Raw genomic sequence first — 1,846 nt, 5'->3', positions numbered from 1 at the left:
TGCCTGACCTGCCCATGCATGAATACATGACTGAATACGGCAACATCATCCGCAACAATAACCTTGATCTTATTTTTCTGGTTACACCCGAAACTAGAGATGAGCGGCTTAGAAATATTGATGCATTAAGTACTGGTTTTCTTTATGCGGTATCCTCTTCGTCCACAACAGGCAGCAACAAAAACATTAACGACCAGCAGGCGTATTTTGAAAAGCTGCAATTAATGAAGTTGAAAAATCCTATACTGGTTGGCTTTGGCATAAAGGATAGGGAAACTTTTGAGGCTGCGTGTAAACATACCAATGGGGCTATTATTGGCAGTGCATATATTCAGGCAATTGAGCATTCAACCAATATTACAGCAGATACTAAAGACTTTTTACAGACCATTTTATAAATGAAATTAGCTATCATAAAATACAATGCCGGTAACATAAGGTCAGTACTTTTTGCTCTTGACCGTATAGGTGTGCATGCACAGGTTACAGATAATGTTGATGAAATAACTTCGGCAGACAAAGTAATATTTCCGGGTGTTGGTGAGGCAAGTACTGCCATGAATTACTTGCGGGAACGAAACCTTGATAAAGTGATTAAAGGGCTTAAACAACCGGTTCTCGGGGTCTGCCTGGGCATGCAGTTAATGTGCCGCTACAGCCAGGAAAATGATACAACATGTCTTGGAATTTTTGATGAAGAAGTGAAAAAATTTGTGTCGCCTTCTATCAGTCAATTTAAAGTACCGCAAATAGGCTGGAACAATATTTATGATTTGAAAACCCCATTGTTTACTTCGGTGGACGATGGCAGCTTTTGCTATTTCGTACATGGGTATTATGCAGCTCTGGGCGACCATACTATTGCCACTACCGATTACATTAAACCCTACAGTTCGGGTTTGCACAAGAATAATTTTTATGGGGTTCAATTTCACCCTGAAAAAAGTGCAAAAGCCGGACAGCAAATTTTACAAAATTTTATTACAGGCGATTTATAATTCATCGGTTAGTTAACATCATGCAACAATCCATTTTTAATAGTAAGACAGTTATCATACCGGCTATCGACATTATCGATGGTAAATGTGTTCGGTTAACGCAGGGCGATTATTCTCAAAAAAAGATTTACAACGAGCATCCCCTGGAAGTGGCTAAAATGTTTGAAGATGCAAGTTTAACCCGCCTGCACCTGGTTGATTTGGATGGTGCAAAAGCGGGTAAGGTTACCAATTGGAAGGTATTAGAAAAACTGGCTACCCAAACTAAAATGGTGATTGATTTTGGCGGAGGCATTACCACAGAAAACGACGTAAACATTATATTTAATTCTGGTGCTGCTTATGCAACTGTTGGCAGTATTGCAGTAAAAAACGAGGAACTTTTTACTAGTTGGCTCGACAGTTTTGGTGCAAATAAATTTTTATTGGGTGCCGATGTTAAAGAGGAAAAGATTGCCATCCACGGCTGGCTGGAGACTACCCAAATTTGGGTGTACGATTTTATAAGAAAGTATCTTGACAAGGGAATTCAATCAATATTTTGTACCGATGTTAGTAAGGATGGAAAGCTGGAAGGGCCATCGATGGATCTTTACAAAAACATCATTAAAGAATGTACAGGAATACACCTGATTGCAAGTGGCGGCGTTAGCAACATTAAAGATGTAGAAGACCTCATCGAAATTGGTTGTACCGGCATCATTATCGGAAAGGCTATTTATGAAGGACGAATAACCTTGCAACAGTTGAAAAGTTTAAACAGCAGTATACCTTCACTTTAAATAATAGTGACACAAACCACTGGCATGAATGAAGCTATAAATAGGACTGATAAAAATGCGGCATCC

General features: G+C 39.2%; 3 protein-coding genes. All 3 read left to right on the top strand.

Annotation, left to right across the window (positions count from 1 at the left end; genetic code table 11):
• A partial coding sequence (locus H7254_RS12690; RefSeq protein WP_301933319.1) for a tryptophan synthase subunit alpha occupies positions 1-398 on the top strand: 398 nt, incomplete at its 5' end.
• Positions 399-998 (top strand): imidazole glycerol phosphate synthase subunit HisH, encoded by a 600-nt coding sequence (hisH, locus tag H7254_RS12685; RefSeq protein WP_301933318.1) that lies wholly within the window; start codon positions 399-401, stop codon positions 996-998.
• 20 nt (positions 999-1,018) lie between these two features.
• Positions 1,019-1,780: a 1-(5-phosphoribosyl)-5-[(5-phosphoribosylamino)methylideneamino]imidazole-4-carboxamide isomerase gene (gene hisA / locus H7254_RS12680; protein WP_301933317.1), complete on the top strand. Its 762-nt coding sequence runs from the start codon at positions 1,019-1,021 to the stop codon at positions 1,778-1,780.
• The last annotated feature ends 66 nt before the right edge of the window (positions 1,781-1,846 follow it).

The sequence above is a fragment of the Ferruginibacter sp. genome (assembly GCF_014377975.1).
Taxonomy (GTDB): domain Bacteria; phylum Bacteroidota; class Bacteroidia; order Chitinophagales; family Chitinophagaceae; genus Ferruginibacter.
The sequence above is the reverse complement of the archived record's forward strand: the minus strand, read 5'-3'. Positions and strand labels throughout refer to the sequence as shown.